This is a genomic window from Neisseria sp. P0009.S007, assembly GCF_051962515.1.
Map to the genome: position 1 here is coordinate 1 of NZ_JBQCVF010000145.1, position 4003 is coordinate 4003.

The 4003-nt window shown below is 51.3% G+C and carries 4 protein-coding genes; 3 read left to right on the top strand and 1 reads right to left on the bottom strand.

All coding sequences use genetic code 11. From position 1 onward, the window contains the following. Positions 1 to 33 precede the first annotated feature (33 nt). Entirely contained in the window at positions 34 to 981 is a 948-nt protein-coding gene (locus ACTHS3_RS10545; protein ID WP_004519938.1) for a bile acid:sodium symporter family protein, read from the top strand. Between the two features lie 96 nt (positions 982 to 1077). Here the strand turns inward: ACTHS3_RS10545 and ACTHS3_RS10550 are convergent, their stop codons facing one another. Further along, positions 1078 to 1641 carry a YceI family protein gene (locus ACTHS3_RS10550; RefSeq protein WP_004519939.1) on the bottom strand — a complete coding sequence of 188 codons (564 nt, stop codon included), beginning with the start codon at positions 1639 to 1641 and terminating at the stop codon, positions 1078 to 1080. Between the two features lie 278 nt (positions 1642 to 1919). Here ACTHS3_RS10550 and ilvD point away from each other — a divergent pair, with 278 nt between their 5' ends. Both ilvD and ACTHS3_RS10560 read left to right on the top strand, forming a co-directional pair. Then, complete coding sequence (gene ilvD / locus ACTHS3_RS10555) at positions 1920 to 3779, top strand: dihydroxy-acid dehydratase (protein ID WP_003746398.1); 1860 nt, start codon at positions 1920 to 1922, stop codon at positions 3777 to 3779. A gap of 69 nt (positions 3780 to 3848) precedes the next feature. Continuing rightward, positions 3849 to 3980, top strand: a complete 132-nt coding sequence (locus ACTHS3_RS10560) for a hypothetical protein (RefSeq protein WP_256388404.1) — start codon at positions 3849 to 3851, stop codon at positions 3978 to 3980. Positions 3981 to 4003 lie beyond the last annotated feature (23 nt).

The following is a 4003-nucleotide window of genomic DNA, read 5'->3' on the forward strand; positions in this document are numbered from 1 at the left end:
TTTCCCTTAAAAACAACTTCACAACATATTATCATGAGTATCCTCAATAAAATCAGCAACTTTATTGGAAAAACATTTTCCCTTTGGGCGGCGCTCTTTGCCGGCATCGCTTTTTTCGCACCCGACACCTTCAAATGGGTCGGCCCTTACATTCCTTGGCTTCTGGGCATCATTATGTTCGGCATGGGCTTGACGCTCAAACCTTCCGACTTCGATATTTTGTTCAAACGCCCCAAAGCCGTCATCATCGGCGTGATTGCACAATTCGCCATCATGCCGGCAACCGCCTATCTGCTGGCCAAGCTGTTAAACCTGCCTGCCGAAATCGCAGTCGGTGTGATTTTGGTCGGCTGCTGCCCGGGCGGCACGGCTTCCAATGTAATGACTTATCTGGCGCGCGGCAATGTGGCTTTGTCGGTTGCCGTTACATCGGTTTCTACTCTGATTTCTCCATTGCTGACCCCCGCTATCTTCCTGATGCTTGCCGGTGAAATGCTGGAAATCCAAGCGGGCAGTATGTTGATGTCCATCGTCAAAATGGTTTTATTCCCCATCGTTTTGGGCTTGATTGTCCATAAAGCCTTGGGCAACAAAACTGAAAAACTGACCGACGCGCTGCCGCTGGTTTCCGTTGCCGCCATCGTACTGATTATCGGCGCGGTAGTCGGCGCCAGCAAAGGCAAGATTATTGAAAGCGGCCTGCTGATTTTCGCGGTTGTCGTACTCCACAACGGCATCGGCTATCTGCTCGGCTTCTTTGCCGCCAAATGGACCGGCCTGCCTTATGATGCACAAAAAACGCTGGCCATCGAAGTCGGTATGCAAAACTCAGGCTTGGGTGCCGCCCTTGCCGCCGCACACTTTGCCGCCGCGCCGGTCGTTGCCGTTCCCAGCGCATTGTTCAGCGTGTGGCACAATATCTCCGGCTCGCTTCTGGCAACTTATTGGGCAGCCAAAGCCGATAAAAATAAAGAATCCTAAACGTCTTTAATCATAAGCCGTCTGAACAGGGATAAACGAAATCAACGATTTCTGCCTTACCTGTTCAGACGGCCTTTATTTTGAAATCAAGCAGTATTATTGTTTCACTGCTTCGATTTGGATATTTATGTTAACTTTTTTGCTCATACCGGCACTTACCAAATAATCCAAGCCCCATTTGGTACGGTCGATGGTGGTGCTGAAATCGCCGCCGCACACTTCTGCTTTTAACATCGGGCTTTGGTAGCAGTTGAATTTGTCGGCTTTGAGTTTCACCGGCGCAGTTTTGCCGTTCATAGTCAGATTGCCATCAACGGAAAGCAGTTTTTTGCCGTTGAAATTGAATTTGGTGGATACAAAACGGATTTCAGGGTATTTGTCTGCATTGAAAATATCGGCAGATTTCAAGTGTTGGGTAAAGCGGTCAGAACCGGTTTGCAGTTTGGACAAAGGCAATACGATATCGATTGAGCCTTGGCGTTTGGCACGGTCAAATTCCAAATTGCCGGTCAAACCATAAATACCGCCGACGTTGGTGCTGGTGTTGAAATGGTCGATGGCAAAGCGGGCATTGGCATGGAATTCGTCCACTTTATAAACAGCGGCAGACGCAGCAGAAGCCAACATGGCCGAACACAATGCAAACATGATTTTTTTCATCGTCTTATCCTTAGAAATGTGAGAAGTTCCCTATCATATCACTTTTTGATGCCAACATTTTTTGCAAATGAGAAAGACAACGTTTCATCCTAAGAAAACTTCAGGCCGTCTGAACGAGAGGACAGCAAATTCAGGTGAAGCAAACACAGTTTAGTTTTATTACAAAATAGCGTGCTTCATCGCTCGTAATTGGTATAAAATAGCCAGTTATTTCTACAACGGGCCGCCAACCAACCAGCCTATTTCAGACGGCCTCAGCATAAAACAAAGGAACAAAAATGCCTGAATACCGCTCCAAAACCTCTACCCACGGCCGCAATATGGCAGGCGCGCGCGCATTGTGGCGTGCGACCGGCGTCATGGAAACCGACTTCGGCAAACCGATTATCGCCATTGCCAACTCCTTCACCCAATTCGTCCCAGGCCATGTGCACCTGCACAATATGGGCCAACTGGTTGCCCGTGAAATCGAAAAAGCCGGCGGCATTGCCAAAGAATTCAACACCATCGCCATTGACGACGGCATCGCCATGGGCCACAGCGGCATGCTCTACTCCCTGCCCAGCCGCGACCTGATTGCCGACTCCATCGAATACATGGTCAACGCCCACTGCGCCGATGCTCTGGTCTGCATTTCCAACTGCGACAAAATCACCCCAGGCATGCTGATTGCCGCCATGCGCCTGAACATTCCGACCATCTTCGTTTCCGGCGGCCCGATGGAAGCCGGTAAAGTTATCGGCGTAGCCAATATTCAACCAGAACGCCGTTTGGACTTGATTGACGCTATGATCGAATCGGCTGACGACAATATCAGCGATAAACAAGTCGAAGAAGTCGAACAAAACGCCTGCCCGACTTGCGGCTCCTGCTCCGGCATGTTTACCGCCAACTCCATGAACTGCCTGACCGAAGCACTCGGCCTTTCCCTGCCGGGCAACGGTTCTTATCTGGCTACCCACGCAGGCCGCAAAGAATTATTCCTCGAAGCCGGCCGCATGATTGTCGAAATCACCAAACGCTACTACGAGCAAGACGACGAAACCGTATTGCCGCGCAGTATTGCCACTAAAAAAGCGTTTGAAAACGCTATGACCATGGACATCGCCATGGGCGGCTCGACCAATACCATTTTGCACCTGTTGGCCGTCGCCAACGAAGCCGGTGTCGATTTCAAAATGGCAGACATCGACCGCCTGAGCCGCGTTGTACCTTGCATCTGCAAAACCGCGCCAAACAACCACGACTACTATATGGAAGACGTGCATCGCGCAGGCGGCATCTTCGCCATCCTGAAAGAATTGGACAAAGCAGGCAAACTGCACACCGACGTGTACACCATCCACGCGCCGACCCTGAAAGACGCAATTGAAAAATGGGACGTGACCAACCCTGAAAACACCCATGCCATCGAGCGTTTCAAAGCAGCTCCCGGCGGCGTGCGCACTACTCAGGCGTTCTCGCAAAACCGTATGTGGAAAACCCTCGACCTCGACCGCGAAAAAGGCTGTATCCGCGATGTTGAACATGCCTACTCGCAAGACGGCGGTTTGGCAGTATTGTTCGGCAACATCGCCGAGCGCGGCTGCGTGGTGAAAACCGCAGGCGTGGACGAGAGCATCCTCAAATTTACCGGCCGCGCCCGCGTGTTTGAAAGCCAAGAAGACGCAGTAGAAGGTATTTTGGGCAATCAAATCGTGGCCGGCGATATCGTCATTATCCGCTACGAAGGCCCTAAAGGCGGCCCGGGTATGCAAGAAATGCTGTATCCGACTTCTTACCTGAAATCCAAAGGTTTGGGCAAAGCCTGCGCCCTGCTGACCGACGGCCGCTTCTCCGGCGGTACTTCCGGCCTGTCCATCGGTCACGCTTCGCCTGAAGCGGCAGAAGGCGGCGCAATCGGTTTGGTACACGAAGGCGACACCATCGAAATCGATATTCCAAACCGCAGCATCCACCTTGTCATTTCCGATGAAGAGCTTGCCGCACGCCGTGCCGAAATGGAAGCACGCGGCAGCAAAGCGTGGAAACCGGAAAACCGCGACCGCTACGTCTCCGCAGCCCTGCGTGCCTACGGCGCGATGGCGACTTCCGCCGACAAAGGCGCAGTACGCGACGTATCGCAAATCGAACGTTAATTAACCTGACTTTAAGGCCGTCTGAACGCTTTCAAGTGTTTCAGACGGCCTTCATTCAAACGGACAAATATGGACAAATTCATTTTAGCGATGATCGGCATGGCCATTGCCCTGTTGATTATTATTGGCGGCGGATTTATCGCTGTCGAATATTTCAAATCCCATCCTGAAGCATTCCAAGTCAAGCCGCTATCAAAATAATCATTTAACGGCATGAGTTTCAA